This is a genomic window from Arthrobacter sp. UYEF3 (genome assembly GCF_040546245.1).
Lineage (GTDB): Bacteria > Actinomycetota > Actinomycetes > Actinomycetales > Micrococcaceae > Arthrobacter.
In genome coordinates this window covers 36,373-55,963 of record NZ_JBEPNK010000027.1, presented here as the reverse complement: position 1 = coordinate 55,963, position 19,591 = coordinate 36,373, and the positions used below count along the sequence as shown (strand labels likewise).

The following is a 19,591-nucleotide window of genomic DNA, read 5'->3' as shown; positions in this document are numbered from 1 at the left end:
GGTTCTAGACAAGCTCCATTTTCCTTGAAAAGACGGGCATTCTCGGTTTAAATCGCCGTCGGCGCCCCGATCAACATCGGTGGATCAAGGCTAAGCAGCCGTTCGCAGCCTGGGAGGACCACGCATTTGCCCGCGAGGCCAGGGACCTGAAGAGCACGACGTTCCTGGCCCACGTCCGGTATGCCAGCACGGGCGCGCACACGATGGTCAACACGCACCCGTTTGAGCAGGACGGGCGGCTGTTTGCCCACAACGGTGCGTTCGGTGGCCTCGAGCGGCTCGATCAGCGCCTGGCCGCGCTGGGGGTCGCCGGTCTCGTGCGTGGACAAACCGACAGCGAACGCCTCTTCGCGCTCATCAGCGCTGAGAGCCGCCGGGCCGGCGGCGTGGCAGACGGCATCGTCAGGGCGGTCACGTGGATCGCCGAGGAGCTGCCCGTCTACAGCCTGAACCTCGTTATGACGACGGCGACGGATCTGTGGGCGGTAAGATACCCGGCCACCCATGAGCTGCATATCCTGGAACGGGACCCGGCAGCCGCTACAGTTCCGGCGCCGCTGGAGGCCCGGAGCGCACGCATCCACGCCCGCAGTGAAGAACTTGCCGGCTCCCCGCACGTCCTCATCGCCACCGAACCGATGGATCAGAGCCCTGGGTGGCGTCTCATGGCGCCGGGTGCATTGCTGCACGTCGGACCGGATCTCGCTGTCACAACCACCTTGCCGTTCCCGGAAACCGTTGCCTATCCGCTCGCCCTTTCCGATCTTGAGCCGTCCGCGGCGGCATCCCAACGCCCCTGACCCCGCCGCCCGGCCCGGGAGCTCAGACGCGCCCGCTCCAGAGCGCCTTTCGGAGCAGTCCCTTCAGCTCGCCGGCCTCGGCATCGCTGAGCCCGGCCAGGGCCGCGGATTCCGCCGCCCGCGCGGCAGCCTCGGCCCGCCGGAAGACGGCCGATCCTTTGGGGGTGGCGGAGACAATCTTGGCCCGGCGGTCCAGCTTCCCGGGTGCACGGATCACCAGGCCGCTCTTCTCAAGTTCATCAATCAGGGCGACAATCTGACTGGGGTCCAGGCTGAGGAACTCCGCCATTTCGCGTTGCGTGGGCTCCAGTTCGCTGTTGGCCAGCGCCAGGACCGAGTAGGAGCGCTCCTTGAGTCCAAACTCGACCAGCGCCCGGTTGTTAAGGACCGAGCCTGCGGCGTGCAGCTTGGCCAGCAGGAAGCCCACGTCGCGGCTGATTGACGCCGCCATAAGCTTGTCCGCCGGCCGGAGGACCGACTCCTCTTCTACTTCTGTCGTCATGCCCACTCCAATAGACCAATAAATAAATCATTGACATTCTCAATGATCCATACTTTCATGGATACAGAACAGCATCCCATGCCGCAAGGCGGAATGCCCACAGCAGCTAGCAAAGGAGCAGCGATGAGCCTGTCAGGAAAAGTAGCAATTGTCACCGGAAGTGGACGCGGCCTCGGTTTGGCCTACGCCCGCGAGCTGGCCAGGCAGGGCGCCGCCGTCGTGGTCAACGACGTGGACGCGGACGTCGCTGCCGAGGCGGTGCGGACCATTCAGTCCGACGGCGGCAGGGCCGCCGCCGTCGTCGCTCCGGTGGGCAGCTCCGAGGTCGCCAAGGAACTTGTCCAGGCAGCCGTCAGTGAGTTCGGACGGCTGGATATCCTGGTCACCAACGCCGGGATCCTGCGGGACAAGAGCCTGCTCAAGATGACGGATGACGACTTCGACGCCGTCATCAACGTGCACCTGAAAGGCACCTTCACGTGCGCCCGGGCGGCGTTCGGCTATTTCAAGGAGAACGGCATCCCCGGCCGCATCATCACCATCGGCTCACCGACCGGCCAGCGCGGCAACTTCGGCCAGACCAACTACGCCGCGGCGAAGGCCGGAATCGTCGGCATGGTCCGCACCTGGGCACTGGAGATGAAGAAGGCGGGCGTCACCGCCAACGCCGTCATCCCGGTGGCGGCCACCGCGATGACCAAGACCGTCCCGTACTTCCAGAAGGCCGTCGAGGCCGACGAACGCGGCGAAACCATGCCGTCCTTCTTCCGCCACGACCTCGGCTTCGGCACCGCCGACGACGTCGCCGGGCTGGTGGCGTTTCTGGCCTCCGACGCCGCTGCCGGAGTCACGGGGCAGGCGATCGGCGCCGGCGGGGACCGGCTGCAGCTCTGGACCCATCCGGAGGCCGCCGCCACTGAGTACCGTGACGGCGGCTGGGGATACCAGGACCTCGTGGACAACTTCGGGGCGCTCTTCGGCGACAAGCTGCAGAGCGTAGGGGAGGAGTTCCTGCCGCTGCCGGAAGACCTCAAGCCCGAACCTGCCGAGGCGCGCTGAGATGTCCGCCGCCCGGTATGAACTAGGCATTGACGCCGCGAAGCTGTCAGCGATCGACATGCACGTCCACCTCGAAGTGGACGGCCATGGCCACGAATCCCTGCCGCAGGCGCTGACCGAGGCCTCCGCCAAGTACTTCAAGGCCGAGGAACGGACGCCGTCGCTGGATAGGATCGCGGACATCTACCGCGAATTGAACATGGCCGCCGTCGTCTTCACCGTGGACGCCCGCACCCAGCTCAAGCATGAGCCCAACAGTATCCCCGACCTGATTGCCGGGGCCGCGCGGAACAACGACGTGCTGATTCCGTTCGGCAGCGTCGACCCCCGCACCGGGCCCGAAGCGATCCGCGGCGCCGTGCACCAGGCCGAGGAGCTGGGCGCCCGCGGCTTCAAGTTCCACCCCAGCTTGCAGGGCTTCGACCCCTCCGCCGAGCAGTTCTACCCGCTCTGGGAGACTCTCCAGGAACTGGGCCTGCCGTCAATCTTTCACACCGGACAAAACGGGATGGGGGCCGGCCTGCCCGGCGGCTACGGCATCAAGCTGGGCTACTCCAACCCGCTGCTGCTGGATGCGGTCGCCGCGGACTTCCCCGAACTGCAGATCATCATGGCCCACCCGTCGGTACCGTGGCAGGACGAGGCGAACTCGATCGCCACGCATAAGTCAAACGTGTTCATCGACCTGTCCGGCTGGTCCCCGAAGTACTTCCCGGAGTCGCTGGTGAAGATGGCCAACTCCGTGCTGCAGGACAAGGTGCTGTTCGGTACCGACTACCCGTTGATTACCCCGCAGAAGTGGCTGGGCGCCTTCGCGGACCTGCCACTCAAGGACGAGGTCCGGCCCAAGATCCTCAAGCACAACGCCGTACGCCTGCTCGGTTTGGAAGGCTGAGATGAGTTTGGAGACCGCCGTCGCCGCCCAGGAGCGGCTTTACGGTGTCTGCGACTACTACGACGCCGAGTCCCTCCTGACCGCCGGGGAGCGGAGGGTGCTGGGCCGGCTGCGGGTCTTCCTGGACGAGCAGGCCCGTCCGTTGCTCGCCGAGTACTGGGAACGCGGTGACTTCCCGGACCAGTTGGCCCAGCCGCTGATCGACCTTGACCTCATGGAGCCGGTCGAACTGACCGGAGCCCCGGGGGCAGAGCAAACGCCTGCCCGGGGGATCTACCAGGGCTTCCGGATCTTCGAACTCGCCCGGACCGACGCCTCACTGGCCACCTTCTACACGGCCCAGGCCGGCCTGTTCCGGACCGCGATCAGGGTCGGTGCCTCCGCGGAGCAGCAGGCCGAGTGGATGCCCAAGGTAATCGATTTCTCGCTCAAGGGCGTGTTCTCGCTGACCGAGCCGGAGTCCGGCTCGGATATCGCCGGCGGACTGTCCACGAGCGCCCGCAGGGAAAAAGACGGTGAGGGGGACACCTGGATCTTGGACGGGGCCAAGCGGTGGATCGGTGGAGCAGCCAGCGCCGATGTCCTGGCGGTCTTCGCCCGGGACGAGGCCGACGGCCAGGTCAAGGCGTTTCTGGTCGAGCGCGAGGCGGCCGGCGTGGCGCTCGAGAAAATCCATGGCAAGACTGCGCTGCGGATGATGCAGAACGCAGACATCACCCTGACCGGGGTCCGCGTTCCCGAGTCGATGCGGCTGCACAACGTCAACTCCTTCCGCGACGTCGCCGCCATGCTGCGGGCCATGCGCTCCGACGTCGCCTGGATCGCGACCGGCATCGCCGCCGGCGCGTTCGAAGCCGCGCTGCGCTACGTCAAGGAACGGCAACAGTTCGGCCGGCCGCTCGGTTCCTTCCAGCTGGTCCAGGAGAAACTCGCCCGGATGCTGGGCAACGTCACCTCGGCGCTGTCCCTGGTGGTGCGGCTGACGGAGCAACAGGCCAAGGGCATCTACCGGGACCAGGATTCGGCCCTGGCCAAGATGCAGACCTCACTCCTGATGCGCGAGACGGTGGCGCTGGCCCGCGAAGTGGTGGGCGGCAACGGCATCACCCTCGAGACCGACGTCGCCCGGTTCCATGCCGACGCGGAAGCCGTCTATTCCTATGAGGGCACGCACGAAATCAACGCCCTGATCATCGGACGCGCCCTCACCGGCGAAAGCGCCTTCACCCGCTAAACCCAGCCACCTGACTGACGCAACACCCGCACCCGGCGCCGGCGCCGGACAGTTCCCTACCCCACCCATCCCTCCAGGAGGACACCATGCCCAATCTCGTCGTCGACTTCGACAAACTGCTCACCCTCGCCGGCACCGACCTCGGCGCCACCGACTACGTTGAAATCACTCAGGAACAGATCAACAAATTCGCGGACGCCACCGGCGATGACCAGTGGATCCACGTGGACCCGGAACGCGCCAAGGACGGCCCGTTCGGCGCCCCGATCGCCCACGGCTTCCTCACCCTCTCGCTCATCATCCCGTTCTGGGGCGAACTGTTCGACGTCGACGGCGTCACCACCAAGGTCAACTACGGCCTTGACAAGGTCCGCTTCACATCCCCGGTGAAGGTGGGCTCCCGGATCCGGATGCAGGCCACCATCGCCGAGGTCGCCGAGGTCAAGGGCGGCGCCCAGATCAAGGTCGCCTGCACCATCGAAATCGATGGCCAGGAACGCCCCGCCGTCGTGGCCGAATTCCTCGCCCGGTTCTACAAGTAAACCCGCCAGCCCCTCCGCCGTAAGGAACAATGATGTCCCAGAAATCGCAGCTTCAGGCCATGGATACAGGCGCCCGGCGCAAGGAAGTACGCACGGTCATCGCCTCCAGCTACCTGGGCAGCACCATCGAGTACTACGACTTCCTTCTCTATGCCACAGCCGCAGCGGTGGTCTTCCCCAAGGTGTTCTTTAGCGGCATGGATGACTGGGTAGGAGTCGTGGCCGCCTACGGCACCTTTGCCGTCGGCTACGTGGCCCGTCCGCTCGGCGGAATCGTCTTCGGCCACTTCGGTGACAAGATGGGCCGCAAAAACATGCTGATCATCTCCATGCTGGTCATGGGCATTTCTTCCACCCTGATCGGTCTCGTACCGGGAGCCTCGGTGATAGGGCCCTGGGGGGCAGTACTGCTGGTGATCCTGCGCGTCTTCCAGGGCATCGCCGTGGGCGGCGAATGGGGCGGAGCCGCCCTGATGGCACTGGAGCACTCCGACTCCGGAAAACGCGGCTTCGCGGCATCCTTTGTCAACGCCGGGGCCCCCACGGGGGCCGTGCTCGGCACCTTCATCTTGGGCTCCTTCTCCGCCCTGCCGAACGACCAGTTCCTCGCCTGGGGCTGGCGGGTGCCGTTCCTGCTCTCCTTCGTCTTGCTGGGCGTGGGCATGTTCGTCCGGCTCAAGGTTTCCGAGAGCCCCATCTTCAAGGCTGCCCTGGAACAGGAAAAGGCCGAGAAAGCAATGGCCGAGCGGGAAGCCAGCCAGCAGGGCATCACCAGCAAGCGGGACATCCCTTTGCTGGTAGTTCTGCGACGCCCCAAGACCCTGATCTTCACCATGCTGGCCGGGGCCGCAGGCTTCGCCCTCCAGGTGGTCCTGGCGACGTTCTCGGTGACCTATGCCGTCTCCAAGGGCGCTGACCGCCAGGGTGTGCTGTACGCGTTTGCCGCAGCCTCCCTGCTCTCCATCGTGTTTGTGATCATGGGCGGAAAGCTCTCCGACAAACTCGGCCGGCGGCCGGTGATGATCGGCGGACTGGTGCTCTTCATCATCTACCTCGTCCCGATGTTCGCACTGCTCTCCTCCAACAACATCATGCTGATCTTCGTGGCCTTCGCCATCGGCCTGATGATCCACTCCACCCTATTCGGGCCCTTGGCGGCCTTCGTGTCCGAGCAGTTCGGAACCACCTCCCGCTATACCGGGGCATCACTGGGCTACCAGCTGGCAACCCTGCTGGGCGCCGGCTTCACCCCGGGGATCGTGGCGCAGATCTTCAAGGACTCCGGCCAGGACACTGCATCGGTGGCCACATACCTCGCAATCATGTCGGTGGTCTCCATCGTCTTCATCGTCCTGACTCGGGAGCCGAAGAACAACGACCTCCAGACGGTCCAGGCCTGATCCAGCAGCGACAGACTAACCTCACAGTAGAAAGGATTCGCCGTGGACAATTTTGGCATCGGCTCGTGGTTGCCACGTCGTCGCCCGAAGTCCGGCAGCAAAACCGCCCTGATCAGCGGAGACCGCGAACTCAGTTATAAACAGTTCGCGGACCGCAGCGCCCGGCTGGCCAACGCCCTTAGGGACCGCGGGGTGGGCAAGGGGGACAGGGTGGCGTATCTCGGTGAGAACCACCCGTCATTCCTGGAAACCCTGTTCGGCTGCGCCAGCCTCGGTGCCATCTTCGTCCCGCTGAACACGCGGCTTGCTCCTCCGGAACTGCGGTTCCAGCTGCAGGACAGCGGGGCCATGGCCCTGATCCACGCCGGCAGCCTGCGCGAACTGGCTGCCCGCGGGGCGGAGGGCACCGCCGTGGCGAGGCTCATCGCCGTCGACGATTCCATTGACGGTGCGGAGGCTGACGGCGGCGAGCCGGCCGCCCTCGGGGCGGACGGAGCGGCGGTGGAAGACTTCGAGGAGGTGCTGGCCTCCGGCGCGGACCAGCCCATCGATGAACCGGTGACCCTGGACGACGGCGCCATGATCCTGTACACCTCCGGCACCACAGGGCGCCCCAAGGGCGCCCTGCTGACCCACGGGAACATCACGTGGAACTGCATCAACGTGATCGTGGACTTCGACTTCTCCTCGCAGGATGTGGCGCTGATGATTTCGCCGATGTTCCACGTGGCGTCCCTGGACATGGGGGTCCTGCCAACGCTCCTCAAAGGCGGAACTGTCATCCTCGAATCCAAGTTCGATCCCAGCCGGATCCTTTCCCTGATCGAGCAACACAGTGTCACCACGATGAGCGGGGTGCCGACCACGTACCAGCTCATCTGCGAACACCCGGCGTGGGCAACCACAGACCTCAGCTCACTTAACAAGCTCACATGCGGGGGGTCCGCACTCCCGATGCGGGTGCTGGACGCCTATGAGTCCCGCGGCCTCCAGATCGGCAACGGCTACGGCATGACCGAAACCGCGCCCGGAGCGACAGTCCTCCCCACTGCACGGTGCCGCGATAAGGCCGGTTCCGCCGGGCTTCCGCACTTCTTTACGGATGTCCGGATCGCAGACCCAATGGCTGGAATCGCGGCGCCGGGGACTGTGGGGGAGATCCAGATCAAGGGTCCCAACGTCATCCGGGAATACTGGGACCGGTCCGACGCCACCGCCGAATCCTATGCGGACGGCGGCTGGTTCAAATCCGGGGACCTCGCCTACAAGGACGAGGAGGGCTTCGTGTTCATCGCCGACCGGCTCAAGGACATGATCATCTCCGGCGGGGAAAACATCTATCCGGCCGAAGTGGAACAAGCCATCACGGAACTCGACGCGGTGGGAAGCGTGGCAGTGATCGGCGTGCCGGATGAGAAGTGGGGCGAAGTGCCACGCGCCGTCATACTGCTGCGTGAGGGGGCCCGGCTCACGGAAGAGCAGTTGCGCGCCCACCTGGAGGGCCGGCTGGCACGGTACAAGATCCCAAAGTCGGTGGTCTTCGTGGCCGAAATGCCGCGGACCGCGAGCGGTAAGATCCGGAAGGCCGAGCTGCGGAAGCTCACGTCCGGGGCCGCCTGACCTGACGAAGGGAGCAGCATGGCCGTCGAATGCTCGCCGGACAGTGCCCCGAGTCCTAGTGAATCAGGGCCAGCAAAATGCCGACGGCCATGAACAGGACGCCGAACGTCCGGTTAAGGATCCGCTGGCCGCGGGCGTCCTGGGTGAAGCGCTGGAACGTCGTGGCCGCCGCCGCGAAGAAGAACCACATGACCAGGATGTCGATCACGATCACGGTCACCGACAGCACGAGGTACTGCGGCAGCAGCGGCCGCTCCGGACGGATGAACTGCGGCATGAAGGCGAGGAAGAAGACGATCGCCTTCGGGTTGAGCAGGTTGACCCACAGGCCACGGCGGAACATGGACGCCGCCGGCTCGTTGCGCAGCGCGGCGGCTTTCTCCCGGTCCAGGTCGGGCTTGTGCCGGAACTGCTGGATGCCGAGGTAGACGAGGTAGGCGGCGCCGGCGTAACGGATCACGTTGAAGGCCAGCGGTGAACTCGCCACGAGAACGCCGACGCCGAGCGCCACGATCAGGATGTGCACCACCAGCGCGGCCTGCTGGCCCAGGATGCCCCAGATGGAGCGCCGGAAGCCGGAGTTCAGCGAGTTACTCATGGTGTTGATGGCGCCCGCGCCGGGAGTGAAGCTGATCAGGACGCCGGCGCCGGTCAGGGCCAGCCAAAGGGAAGGTTGCACTGAGCCAGTTTAGGGGCGCACCGGGGGCCAGTCAGATCAGCGGCCAGGGGTAACGCATTCCGGTGCGGTCAACCGGCAGCACGCCCTCGTGCCGTAAGCGCTGCACCCGGCGCCGGAGCGCGGCAACCTCCGCGTCGTCGAGGAGTTCGGCCACCTCGGGCGGCACGGCCTCGGCGAGCGGAGCGATGTCCTCAAGCAGGGCATCGGGGATGGGGTCGCCCGCGAAGTCCCAGATCACGGTGCGCAGTTTGAAGCCTGCCGAGAAGCACAGTCCATGATCAATGCCCCACACGCGACCGTCCTCGCCGCGCAGCACGTGCCCGCTCTTGCGGTCGGTGTTGTTGGTGATGCAGTCGAACAGGGCCATTTGCGACAAGACGCGATGCGTCTCGGGGGAGTCCGCGTACAGGGTGAAGTAGTGTTCACCGAAGTCATTTTCGATGAACCACTGCAGCGATCCGACCGCCAGGGGAGCGTCCTCACGGATTACCGTCGGCGGCACGAGGCCCCAACCCAGATGCTCGCTAAGTAGGTAAGCTGCCCGTTCCCGACGGTGGAGCCCGGGCTCGAAATCGGACAGCGGCCGTTCGCCGGCCTCCGGTTTGTAGACCGCCCAGGCCGAGTCATCTCCACAGGAGACCTGGACGAGGAACGTCTCGTTACTGCTGCGCAGGATGCGTCCGAGCATCTCGATCCGGCCGTCAGTGAGCAGGGTCAGCTCCCGTTCGGACACCGTAACCCCCAGCTCATGAAGCCCTCAGCCCGCTGAGAGGTTCCGTTGTCGAGTTCACCAGGAGCACCGCGGGATCCTTGCCATCCACAAACGAGATGGCCGACACCGAGCCCGGGCTGATCACGATGCGCTGGAAGAGGTCCAGCGGGGTGCCCAGGGCGTGGGCCAGGCCCGGGAAGCGGAAGGCGGATGGGCTGTGCTGCACGGGCTGCCACTGCGGCAGTGCCGCCAGCTCAGTGATCGCGGCGCCGGTCCAGTCGCCGACGTCACACTCAAAGAGCCCGTCGTCATGGTTCCCGTCGTCGGCGTCTGCCCATGGCGCACCAGCAACAGGAGCGTTCCCGGCCGCTCAGGTGGGGGACCGGACGGCGGTTCCGGCGCAGTTACAGCAGTCATCAATATCCAGCGTACGTTCGTCACAGCCCAGCGCGCAGGAATCTCAAGAAATCCCTCGATCCCGGTACAGGGGAGGTCTACGGTAGAGGAGTGAGTGATCGCCCCGAAATCTTCACTGTTGGTGAACTGCGTGCAGCCGGCCACGTGCACAAGGACCTGCGCCGCGAAATCCGCGACAACCTGCTCGCCGCGCTCGCCGCCGGCCGCGACCCCTGGCCCGGGATGTTCGGCTTCAGCCGTACCGTCCTCCCTCAGCTGGAGCGGGCCCTGCTCGCCGGGCACGACGTTGTCCTGCTCGGCGAACGCGGACAGGGCAAGACCCGGCTCCTCCGCACTCTGGCCGGGCTGCTTGACGAGTGGTCGCCGGTGATCGAGGACTCGGAACTGAACGAACACCCCTACGAACCGATCACGGAACACTCCCGCGCCCGTGCTCTCACCGAGGGTGACCGGCTGCGGGTGGCGTGGCGGCACCGCTCGGAACGTTACGTCGAGAAACTAGCGACGCCGGACACCTCCGTCGCCGACCTGATCGGCGACGTCGACCCGATGCGGGTGGCCGAGGGCCGCCGTCTCGGGGACCCGGAAACCATCCACTACGGCCTGGTCCCGCGCTCCAACCGCGGCATCATCGCCATCAACGAGCTGCCCGACCTCGCCGAACGGATCCAGGTTTCGATGCTCAACGTGATGGAGGAACGCGACATCCAGATCCGCGGCTACGTGCTGCGGCTGCCGCTCGACGTCCTGGTGGTCGCGTCCGCCAACCCGGAGGACTACACGAACCGCGGCCGGATCATCACGCCGCTGCGGGACCGCTTCGGCGCCGAGATCCGGACGCACTACCCGATGGAGCTCGACGACGAGGTGGCCGTCATCGAGCAGGAGGGGCAGCTCGTTGCTGGCGTTCCGCCCGTCATCCTGGAGATCCTGGCCCGCTACACCCGGGCATTGCGGCAGTCCCCGGCGATCAACCAGACTTCGGGAGTGTCCGCGCGGTTTGGCATCGCGGGCGCCGAAACCGTCGCCGCGGCAGCCCTGCGCCGCGCCAGCGTCCGCGGTGAGGACCAAGCCGTCGCCCGGATCATCGACCTTGGCGCCGCGGTGGACGTGCTCGCGGGAAAGATTGAGTTCGAGTCCGGTGAGGAAGGGCGGGAACAGGACATCCTGGACCACCTGCTGCGCATGGCCACCGCGGAAGCCGTGCGGGCGCACCTCCACGGGATCGACATGGGTGAACTCGTGGCCGCCCTCGACGGCCACTCCACGGTGACCACCGGGGCGCTGGTCACCGCCCGCGAGTTCCTCGGAAACCTCCCGCCACTGAATGGTTCCCGGCTCTACGACGAGATCAGTGAGCGGCTGGGCGCGAGCAACGACGGGGAGCGCGCCGCCGCCGTCGAACTGGCACTGGAAGGCCTCTACCTCGCCAGGCGGATCTCCAAGGACTCCGACGACGAGGCAACGATCTACGGGTAAGTAGAGGAGACTCTGATGAGCACTCACAATCGATCCCGGTACGGCCGGTACGCGGGCGGCCCGGATCCGCTCGCCCCGCCTGTGGACCTGGCCGAGGCCCTTGACGCGGTCGCCGAGGACGTCATGGCCGGCTACTCGCCCGGGCAAGCCCTGCAGGAGTATCTGCGGCGCGGGGGCCGGAACCGGGAAGGGCTCGATGACCTCGCCGGCCGTATTCAGCAACGCCGCAAGGACCTCCTAAGCCGGCACAATCTGGACGGCACCCTGAATGCAGTCCAGAAACTGCTCGACACTGCGGTACTGGAGGAGCGCAAACAGCTGGCCCGCGACGTTCGAATGGACGACACCGACCGCGCCCTCCGGGAGATGCAGCTGCAGAATCTGCCGAAGTCTGCGGCCGCAGCGGTCAACGATCTCGCCTCCTATGACTGGCAGTCCAGCACGGCACTGGAGGCCTACGACAGGATCAAGGATCTGCTGGGCCGCGAGGTGCTGGACCAGCGGTTCGCCGGCATGAAGCAGGCGCTCGAGGGCGCCACTGAGGAGGACCGCGCGGCCGTGGCCGAGATGTTGCAGGACCTTAATGCGCTCCTCGACAAGCACCGCCGCGGCGAGGATATCGACGCCGACTTCCAGGAGTTCATGGCGAAGCACGGCCAGTTCTTTCCGGAGAACCCGCAGTCTGTCGAGGAACTGGTGGACGCGCTCGCCCAGCGCGCGGCCGCTGCCCAGCGGCTCCTGCAGTCCATGTCCCCGGAGCAGCGCGAGGAGCTGATGCGGCTCTCCGCGCAGGCGTTCCGCTCGCCCGGGCTTATGGCACAGCTGGGCCAACTCGACGCCAACCTGCAGGCCCTGCGACCCGGCGAGGACTGGAGCGGCTCCGAACGCTTCGAGGGTGAGGAGGGGCTCGGGCTTGGCGACGGCACCGGAGTGCTGCAGGACCTCGCCGAGCTGGACGAGTTGGCCGAACAGCTTTCGCAGTCCTACAACGGGTCACGCCTGGACGACCTGGACCTGGACGCCCTCGCCCGCCAGCTGGGGCAGGATGCCGCAGTGTCGGCCCGCACCCTCGCGGAGATCGAGCGGGCCATGCACGACGGCGGCTTCCTCCGCCGCGGGGCCGACGGCGATCTCAGCCTCTCACCGCAGGCCATGCGGAGGCTCGGCAGGTCGCTGCTGCGGGACACCGCCAAGCAGCTCTCCGGCCGGCAGGGGCGCCGGGAAACGCGGGTTGCCGGCGCGGCCGGGGAGCAGACCGGCTCCAGCCGCCCGTGGGAGTTCGGCGACGCCGAACCGTGGGAGGTCACACGCACTATCACCAACGCGATCCGCCGCACGATCGCAGACGGCGGCGACCCGCGCAGTGGGCTTCGTCTGGCCGTGGACGACATCGAGGTGACCGAGACGGAGGCCCGCACGCAGGCCGCCGTCGCCCTGCTGGTGGATGTGTCGTTCTCGATGGCCGCCGAGGGGCGCTGGGTACCGATGAAACGCACCGCGCTGGCCCTTCACCATCTCGTTAGCACCCGGTTCCGCGGCGACCGGCTGCAGCTGATCACGTTCGGCCGCTACGCGCAGTCCATGGACATCGGCGATCTCACGGCCCTGCCGGCCCTGCGGGAACAGGGCACCAACCTGCACCACGGCCTGCTGCTGGCCGGCCGGTTCTTCCGCCAGCACCCGTCCATGCAGCCGGTCCTGCTGGTGGTGACCGACGGCGAACCCACCGCGCACTTGCTGGCCGGCGGCGACTCGTGGTTCAACTGGCCGCCCGATCCCGAGACCGTCCGCGTCACAGTCGCCGAGCTGGACCGGCTGGGGCGCGCCGGCACCCAGGCCACGTTCTTCCGGCTGGGCGAGGACCCGGGCTTGGAACGGTTCATCCAGAAGATGGCCCGCCGTATTGACGGCCGCGTCGTTGCGCCGGAGGCGGGGGATCTGGGTGCGGCCGTGGTGGGGGAGTACCTCCGCGCCCACTTTCGCGGCCGCCCCTACGGCGACGCCGACTGGGCTTCCTAGGCGCGCGGCCGCCCGGACGGGTCAGCCGGCCCGGAGCCCGTAGTTCAGGATCATGTTGCCCTTGCTGGTCTGCTGGGACGACTGCAGCTCAAGCCGGGACAGTGGATCGCCGTCGTTGAAGAGCCGCCGGCCGCTGCCCGCGATCACGGGATGAACGATCAGCATCAGGCTGTCGAGCAGCCCGGCGAACAGCAATTGGCGGACCAGCGAGATGCTGCTGAAGACCCCGATGTCGCCGCCGTCGCCGTCCTTCAGTCCCGCAACGAAATCCTCCAACGGTCCTTGTATCAGTTGCGAATTTTGCCACGCCAACTCACCGGTCAGGGTCCGGGACGCCACGAATTTGGGCATCGGATTGATGAACCCGCCGAAGTCGGCGTCGGCGTCGGGCCAGTACTCGGCCCATTGCTGGTAGCCGACGCGGCCCAGGAGCCCGGCATCAATCCGGCCCATCATCTCGCCCATCCCGGCCCCCAGCTCCTCGTCGAAGCTGTCGAATTGCCACCGGAACGGGTCTTCCACGACACCGTCCACGGAGCTGAACAGGCCGGCCGTTACTTTGCGCATGGTTCTCCTCGCCTCAGGGTCTTTGACTGCACCCTAGCGGGAGATCTGAAGCCGGGGAATACCCCGGAGCGTGGGGGTGCTGGCAGCGACGGTCTGCCGGGGCCAGTAATACCGGGCCGGCCGACGTCTGCGGCTGTTACCAGCTTGGTCCGCGGAGATTTGGCAGGACTTTGGCGCCACCGTGGGGGTGCTGTGAAGTGGGCTCAGCCACACTTACCCAGCTTCGAATGAGCCCAGTGGAACATGGTCCGGGGAAGATCCTCGTAGCCTGGATACTGGTCGAAGAAGGACCGTGCTTGGGCTGACATATAGCCCGTTTCGTCGATGGCAAAGTGGCCGATCAGCTGCATGCCCCGTTCGGCTGCCTTCGATGCCAACGCGCGGGCCTCGTCAATGATCGGCTCCGAAACGTCATACTCGCTGAACCTGCCAGGATGTGCGATGGCAAAATATCTGGTGTGTTCCGGGTCCAGCGCAAACAAGACAGCGTCCTGGAAAGGTGCCAGCGACCCGGAGAAATCGTCGGCGACGACCTCAACGCTGTTGAACCGCATTTCGGTATCCACACAAATCACCACCAGGTGTGGCATGAGTTTGCCGTCTTGGACGATGAACGGGCGGGCGAGTACCTCGAAGTCGAAGCCTGCTTGAATGATCATGTCCTGATGTTAGGAAACCCGCCCCAGGACCCGTCAGGGGTGACTTCGGCTATGTGGACAACGGCCCGCGGGTCAGGCCCGTGCGATCACTTCGCCGTTGGGAATCAGGAACCAGCCGTCGTCCGTGGAACCCCAGCGGTGCCAGCCTGCAGAGATCCGGGCCAGGTCTGCCGCCGTGGCGAAACCGTATTCGAGGGCCTGGTCCGCGAAGGCCGAATGCAGCACCCGTTCGCCCCAAACCCGGGCCTGCCAGCGCCGCTGCTGCGCGGTCGCGTAGAGCCAGTTGCTGCTGGTCGGCGCGGCGTCGGCGAACCCGGCTGCCTGCGCCCAGGATACGAGCCGCCGACCGGCGTCGGGCTCGGCGCCGTTCCGGCGTGCGATCCGCTGGTAAAGCTCCATCCATTCGTCCAACTCTGGGACGACGGGGTACCAGCTCATGCCATGGAAGTCGGCGTCGCGGACGGCCACGATTCCGCCGGCTTTGGCCACCCTGCGCATCTCCGTGAGCGCGGACACCGGATCGGTGAGGTGCTGCAGCACCTGGTGCGCGTGCACGACGTCGAACGTCTCGTCCCCGAAATCAAGGTCATAGATGTTGCCGGCGACAAAGCGGACGTTGGCCACCCCGCGGCCCGTGGCCAGGGCGCTCGCCTGGCTGATGATCTCGGGTGAGCGGTCCAGGCCGGTGACCTCGCCGGGGGCAACCAGCCCGGCGAAATCGCAGGTGATGCTGCCCGGCCCGCAGCCGACGTCGAGCACCGACACCCCCTCCGTCAGGTACGGGAGCACGAACGCCGCGGAATTCTCCGCCGTCCGGGAGGCGTGCGCGCGGACCACTGACTCGTGGTGGCCGTGGGTGTAGACATCGTCAGGCTGCTGGGCACTCATAAGGGAACGCTACGCCGTCCCCGCCTGGAAATGGCCCAACTGACCCGCACTTGTTGTCGTTTGGACGCCCCGGAACGGCAGCAAGTGCGAGCTACCCGGGTTACGGCGAGGGTGTGCGGGAGCCATCCCGGGCCGCTTCTTCTCCGGCGCGGACGGTGGCCTCGATCATGGCACTCATGAACCGGGTGGCGACCGCCAGTTCCTCCGGCGAGAAGTCCTGCATCGCGGCGCCGATATGCCGGGCCAGCGGCCGGAACATGGCGCCGCCGTCGCGATAGGCCTTGGGTGTCATCCGGAGCTGGACCTGGCGGCGGTCCGTTCCCTGCCGTTCCCGGACCACATGCCCGGACTTGTTCAGTCTGTCGATCAGGGCCGTGGTGGCGGGGGAGCTGAGGTGGAGTTCCTTGCGCAACACGCCCGGGGTGACCACCCGGTTCTTGGCGGTGTACTGCATGATCACGGCGAGGGCATTGAGGTCGGTGCGGTGCATGTCGTTGCTGCCGCCCGCGGCATCGACGTAACGGTTGGACTCGAGGCTGAACTCCTGGAGCAGATGCACCAGTGGCGGCGGTCCAGCGGCGCGGGGGCGTCCCGGTGCTTCAGCTGTCACGGCGGTCCTCCTTTCTTGCTCTGCTGTTTCCTGCTGCGCGGAATACCTTCCCGTCCTCAGCGCCCTCCGGAGTTTACTTCAAGCACCGCTGCCGGGGGCCTGTCGGGAGCCTGCGGGAAAAATCATTTCAAAGCTTTATCTCTATGATGGAGATAGTCTATGATGGATTCAATCGTACTCTTCCGAGGCCGCACCCGAAGGACGCCATGAAACACAACCTCAAGCACGCCACCCGTGTCCCGTTCTGGCTGCGCTGGCTCGTTCCCATTGTTCTGGTGGTCGCCTGGCTGGCCATTGCCGGGATCGGCGGACCCACCTTCGGGCGGCTGAGCGAAGTCTCCTCCAATGACCAGGCGTCCTTCCTGCCAGCGGGTGCCGAGGCAACAGCGGCGCAGGACTGGCAGGCCAAGTTCCGCGATTCCAAGGAGATCCCGGCCGTCATCGTGATCGAGGGCGATTCTGCCTTCACCCGGGACCAGCTGGGCCAGGCCGCGGCGCTCAAGGGCAAACTCGAGGCCCTGAAGGTCGGCAGCACGGTGATCGGTCCGATTCCGTCCAAAGATTCAAAGGCTGTGCAGTTTGTGGTTCCGATCGATTCTTCCGGCGTCGTCAAAGACGTCGTCAAAGAGCTTCGGTCGGAGGTAACCGCGTCCGCGCCGGACGGCACGCGGACCTTCGTGACCGGACCCGCCGGCCTCACCGCGGATCTCGTCAGCGCCTTCGCCGGCATCGACGGCATCCTTTTGCTGGTTGCCCTCGGGGCTGTGTTCCTGATCCTGCTGATCGTCTACCGCTCGCTGCTGCTGCCGGTCGCTGTGCTGTTCACCTCGGTCTTCGGGCTCTGTGCCGCCATCCTGCTGGTCTTCGGGATGGCAAAGTTGGGCTGGATCCAGCTCAACGGACAAAGCCAGGGCATCCTCTCCATCCTGGTGATCGGTGCCGCCACGGATTACGCCCTGCTTTACGTGGCCCGATTCCGCGAAGCCCTGACGCACACCACCAACCGCACCGCCGCCGCGCTCACGGCGTGGAAGAAATCCTGGGAACCCATCCTGGCGTCCGGTGCCACGGTCATCATCGCCTTGCTATGCCTGCTGTTCTCGGACCTCAACTCGAACAAGGCCCTCGGCCCCGTGGCGGCCGCGGGAATCCTGTGTTCGCTCTTTGCCGCGCTGACCCTGCTGCCGGCGATGATGGCGTTGCTGGGCAGGGTCGCGTTCTGGCCGTTCCGCCCCAAGCTGCTCCCGGCCACCGAGCGGGAGCCTGAGCTCGTCACCGGGCTTGAAGGCCAGAAGGGCCTATGGCGGGCCACGGGCTCCCTCGTTTCCCGCCGGCCGCGGACCGTCTGGGTCGCCTCCGTACTGCTGCTCCTGGTTGCCTCGGCCGGCATCCTGCAGCTCAAGGCCAACGGCGTCCCGCAGACCGACGTCATCCTGACCGCCTCCAACGCCGTCGACGGCCAGGCCGCCCTGGCCCGGCACTTCGACGCCGGCTCCGGCAGCCCCGCAGTGATTGTCGCCGACGAGGCAAAAGCCCAGGACGTGCTGGCCAAGACCAAGGCGGCCGACGGCGTCGGCGACGCGTATCTGCTGGCCGAGGGCAGCGCCCCGATCATCACCGGCGCTCCCGGCGCCCCGGCGGCCCCGGCAGTCCGGGACGGCAAGGTCCTGATCAACGCGACGCTGAACTTCGCCGCCGACTCCAACGACGCCGAGAACGTCGTGGTGAACCTCCGCCAGGAACTCAAGAAGGTCGACGACGGCGCTCTGGTTGGCGGCGTGACCGCGACCGCCCTGGACACGAACACCACCGCCCAGCGTGACCTCGTCACCATCATCCCGGTAATCCTCGCGGTCATCCTCGTGATCCTGATGTTGCTGCTTCGCTCCGTGCTGGCACCGGTCCTGCTGGTCCTCTCCGTGGTGCTGTCCTACGGCGCCGCCATGGGCGTCTCCGCCTTCGTGTTCAACCACATCTTCGGCTTCCCGGGAGCCGATGCCACCGTCCCGCTCTTCGGCTTCGTCTTCCTGGTTGCCCTTGGCGTGGACTACAACATCTTCCTGATGAGCCGGGTCCGGGAAGAATCCATCAAGCACGGCACCCGGCCCGGCATTCTGCGCGGGCTGGGCGTCACGGGCGGGGTCATCACCTCCGCCGGTGTGGTCCTCGCCGCCACCTTCGCGGCCCTGGGAGTCATCCCCATCATGTTCCTGGTGCAGTTGGCGTTCATCGTTGCCTTCGGCGTGCTGCTGGACACCATCCTGGTTCGTTCGCTGCTGGTGCCGGCCCTCGCCTTCGACATCGGCCCGAGGATCTGGTGGCCGGGCAAGCTGGGGCGTCCCGAGGCCGACGCAGCCGTTACCCGTCCGGCTGCAGCGGAGCCGGAATCCGCGGTGTCCGGGGTCCGCTAGCCGGTACCCCGCTCCCGGAAACCCCCGACCGCAGCCGTCGTCACCTTCCCTGGTCCCCCCACCAGGCGACGGTGGCGGCGGCTGCTTCGTTCAGCGGCGTCGGATGCAACCCCAGAGCCACCTCGCTGGCGTGCGAATCCATGACGAAGGGGCGCTCGAACTGGTACAGGGTTTCGGCCAGTTCCCGCATCCCGGGCGCGAAAACGCCCATCGTCCGCACCGCCCAGCCGGGCACGGCAGCCACCCGCGGCGTCCGGACGCCGGCGGCAACGGCGAACGCCTCGACGAGCTGGCGCTGGCTCACTGCAGGGCCGGTCGGGGCGTGCCACACCCGGTTCCACAGCTGACGGTCAGCGGCCGCCGTCATCATGGCGGCGGCCAGGTCGGGGACGTAGGTGAAGGAATGCGGAAGGTCCGCACTGCCTAACACCACGACCGATGTGCCTGCCGCGACCGGACGCAACATGCGCTCGCCGGCGTGGGAGAACCGGACCCGAGGTCCGAAGAAGTCGCCCGCCACAACACTGGCGGTGTCGGTCGCGGATGCGGTCCGTGCGGCGAGCAGTGCAGTCCGGACACCACGCTTGCCGCCTTGGGCCAGCCGCGGGCTGTCCTCGCTCATGACTTTTCCCGGCTCGCTGCAGGAATACAGGCTTTCCGGGAAAACGACGACGGCGCCTGCGTCGCCGGCCGCGGCCAGCACCACCTGCTCGGCGGCGGGCAGCTCAGCCGCCCAAGCCTTGGCGGTGTACCGGGAGCCGTGGACGCAATGGAAGACGGCGCGGGCGCCCCGGAACAGCTCTCCAAGCCGCGCCGGATTCGAGACATCCACGGCAAACCGCTCGACCAGCGGGTGGCTTGGGCCGCTGCCTGAACGCGTCAGGACCCGCACGCGGCGGCCCTCAGCGGCCAGTCTTTCCGCGACGGTCCAGCCCACCGGCCCGGCGCCCGTGACGAGGTAAAAGGCGTCTGCCCGCGGGGAAATGGCCTGGGACATGGTGTTCTCACTTTCGCTGTGACCGCCCGGACGGCTGCTGCCCGGGGTTTCTGAATCTCATTGAGAGCAGTGCTCTCAAAACTCAGGATGCGGCCGATCCC

The 19,591-nt window shown here is 66.6% G+C and carries 19 protein-coding genes; 10 read left to right on the top strand and 9 right to left on the bottom strand.

Annotation, left to right across the window (positions count from 1 at the left end):
• Nucleotides 1-17 precede the first annotated feature (17 nt).
• Entirely contained in the window at nucleotides 18-800 is a 783-nt protein-coding gene (locus ABIB14_RS15985) for a class II glutamine amidotransferase (protein ID WP_354236901.1), read from the top strand.
• 22 nt (nucleotides 801-822) lie between these two features.
• On the opposite strand, the gene ABIB14_RS15980 is transcribed toward ABIB14_RS15985, so the two are convergent.
• Nucleotides 823-1,302, bottom strand: a complete 480-nt coding sequence (locus tag ABIB14_RS15980) for a MarR family winged helix-turn-helix transcriptional regulator (protein ID WP_354236896.1) — start codon at nucleotides 1,300-1,302, stop codon at nucleotides 823-825.
• A 123-nt stretch (nucleotides 1,303-1,425) separates the two neighbouring features.
• On the opposite strand from ABIB14_RS15980, the gene ABIB14_RS15975 reads away from it, so the two are divergent.
• From ABIB14_RS15975 to ABIB14_RS15950, 6 genes are all read left to right on the top strand, one after another.
• Nucleotides 1,426-2,361: an SDR family oxidoreductase gene (locus tag ABIB14_RS15975; protein WP_354236895.1), complete on the top strand. Its 936-nt coding sequence runs from the start codon at nucleotides 1,426-1,428 to the stop codon at nucleotides 2,359-2,361.
• 1 nt (nucleotide 2,362) lies between these two features.
• Entirely contained in the window at nucleotides 2,363-3,256 is an 894-nt protein-coding gene (locus tag ABIB14_RS15970) for an amidohydrolase family protein (protein ID WP_354236894.1), read from the top strand.
• Between the two features lies 1 nt (nucleotide 3,257).
• Nucleotides 3,258-4,490, top strand: a complete 1,233-nt coding sequence (locus tag ABIB14_RS15965) for an acyl-CoA dehydrogenase family protein (protein WP_354236893.1) — start codon at nucleotides 3,258-3,260, stop codon at nucleotides 4,488-4,490.
• Between the two features lie 86 nt (nucleotides 4,491-4,576).
• Entirely contained in the window at nucleotides 4,577-5,032 is a 456-nt protein-coding gene (locus ABIB14_RS15960) for a MaoC family dehydratase (RefSeq protein WP_354236892.1), read from the top strand.
• Between the two features lie 32 nt (nucleotides 5,033-5,064).
• Nucleotides 5,065-6,432, top strand: a complete 1,368-nt coding sequence (locus ABIB14_RS15955; protein ID WP_354236900.1) for an MFS transporter — start codon at nucleotides 5,065-5,067, stop codon at nucleotides 6,430-6,432.
• A gap of 42 nt (nucleotides 6,433-6,474) precedes the next feature.
• Nucleotides 6,475-8,052, top strand: a complete 1,578-nt coding sequence (locus ABIB14_RS15950; RefSeq protein ID WP_354236891.1) for an acyl-CoA synthetase — start codon at nucleotides 6,475-6,477, stop codon at nucleotides 8,050-8,052.
• A gap of 55 nt (nucleotides 8,053-8,107) precedes the next feature.
• Here ABIB14_RS15950 and ABIB14_RS15945 read toward each other — a convergent pair whose 3' ends face one another.
• The 3 genes from ABIB14_RS15945 to ABIB14_RS15935 are packed head-to-tail and all read right to left on the bottom strand — an operon-like array spanning nucleotide 8,108 to nucleotide 9,669.
• Nucleotides 8,108-8,731 carry a LysE family transporter gene (locus tag ABIB14_RS15945; RefSeq protein ID WP_354236890.1) on the bottom strand — a complete coding sequence of 208 codons (624 nt, stop codon included), beginning with the start codon at nucleotides 8,729-8,731 and terminating at the stop codon, nucleotides 8,108-8,110.
• A gap of 31 nt (nucleotides 8,732-8,762) precedes the next feature.
• Nucleotides 8,763-9,464, bottom strand: coding sequence for an SCO1664 family protein (locus tag ABIB14_RS15940; protein ID WP_354236889.1), 702 nt, complete (start codon nucleotides 9,462-9,464; stop codon nucleotides 8,763-8,765).
• A gap of 13 nt (nucleotides 9,465-9,477) precedes the next feature.
• Entirely contained in the window at nucleotides 9,478-9,669 is a 192-nt protein-coding gene (locus ABIB14_RS15935; RefSeq protein ID WP_354236888.1) for a hypothetical protein, read from the bottom strand.
• A 281-nt stretch (nucleotides 9,670-9,950) separates the two neighbouring features.
• On the opposite strand from ABIB14_RS15935, the gene ABIB14_RS15930 reads away from it, so the two are divergent.
• Together ABIB14_RS15930 and ABIB14_RS15925 are read left to right on the top strand one after the other, a co-directional pair.
• Entirely contained in the window at nucleotides 9,951-11,339 is a 1,389-nt protein-coding gene (locus tag ABIB14_RS15930) for a sigma 54-interacting transcriptional regulator (protein WP_354236887.1), read from the top strand.
• Between the two features lie 15 nt (nucleotides 11,340-11,354).
• Complete coding sequence (locus tag ABIB14_RS15925; RefSeq protein WP_354236886.1) at nucleotides 11,355-13,358, top strand: vWA domain-containing protein; 2,004 nt, start codon at nucleotides 11,355-11,357, stop codon at nucleotides 13,356-13,358.
• Nucleotides 13,359-13,379: 21 nt separating this feature from the next.
• Here the strand turns inward: ABIB14_RS15925 and ABIB14_RS15920 are convergent, their stop codons facing one another.
• The 4 genes from ABIB14_RS15920 to ABIB14_RS15905 form a co-directional block, all read right to left on the bottom strand.
• The gene (locus ABIB14_RS15920) at nucleotides 13,380-13,925 is read right to left on the bottom strand and encodes a dihydrofolate reductase family protein (protein WP_354236885.1); all 546 of its coding nucleotides are present in this window, start codon (nucleotides 13,923-13,925) and stop codon (nucleotides 13,380-13,382) included.
• Between the two features lie 203 nt (nucleotides 13,926-14,128).
• The gene (locus ABIB14_RS15915; protein WP_354236884.1) at nucleotides 14,129-14,584 is read right to left on the bottom strand and encodes a hypothetical protein; all 456 of its coding nucleotides are present in this window, start codon (nucleotides 14,582-14,584) and stop codon (nucleotides 14,129-14,131) included.
• A 72-nt stretch (nucleotides 14,585-14,656) separates the two neighbouring features.
• Nucleotides 14,657-15,472, bottom strand: a complete 816-nt coding sequence (locus ABIB14_RS15910) for a class I SAM-dependent methyltransferase (RefSeq protein ID WP_354236883.1) — start codon at nucleotides 15,470-15,472, stop codon at nucleotides 14,657-14,659.
• 100 nt (nucleotides 15,473-15,572) lie between these two features.
• Nucleotides 15,573-16,082, bottom strand: a complete 510-nt coding sequence (locus ABIB14_RS15905) for a MarR family winged helix-turn-helix transcriptional regulator (RefSeq protein ID WP_354236882.1) — start codon at nucleotides 16,080-16,082, stop codon at nucleotides 15,573-15,575.
• 206 nt (nucleotides 16,083-16,288) lie between these two features.
• On the opposite strand from ABIB14_RS15905, the gene ABIB14_RS15900 reads away from it, so the two are divergent.
• Nucleotides 16,289-18,493, top strand: coding sequence for an MMPL family transporter (locus ABIB14_RS15900; protein WP_354236881.1), 2,205 nt, complete (start codon nucleotides 16,289-16,291; stop codon nucleotides 18,491-18,493).
• Nucleotides 18,494-18,533: 40 nt separating this feature from the next.
• Here ABIB14_RS15900 and ABIB14_RS15895 read toward each other — a convergent pair whose 3' ends face one another.
• Nucleotides 18,534-19,490 (bottom strand): NAD-dependent epimerase/dehydratase family protein, encoded by a 957-nt coding sequence (locus ABIB14_RS15895; RefSeq protein ID WP_354236880.1) that lies wholly within the window; start codon nucleotides 19,488-19,490, stop codon nucleotides 18,534-18,536.
• Nucleotides 19,491-19,591 lie beyond the last annotated feature (101 nt).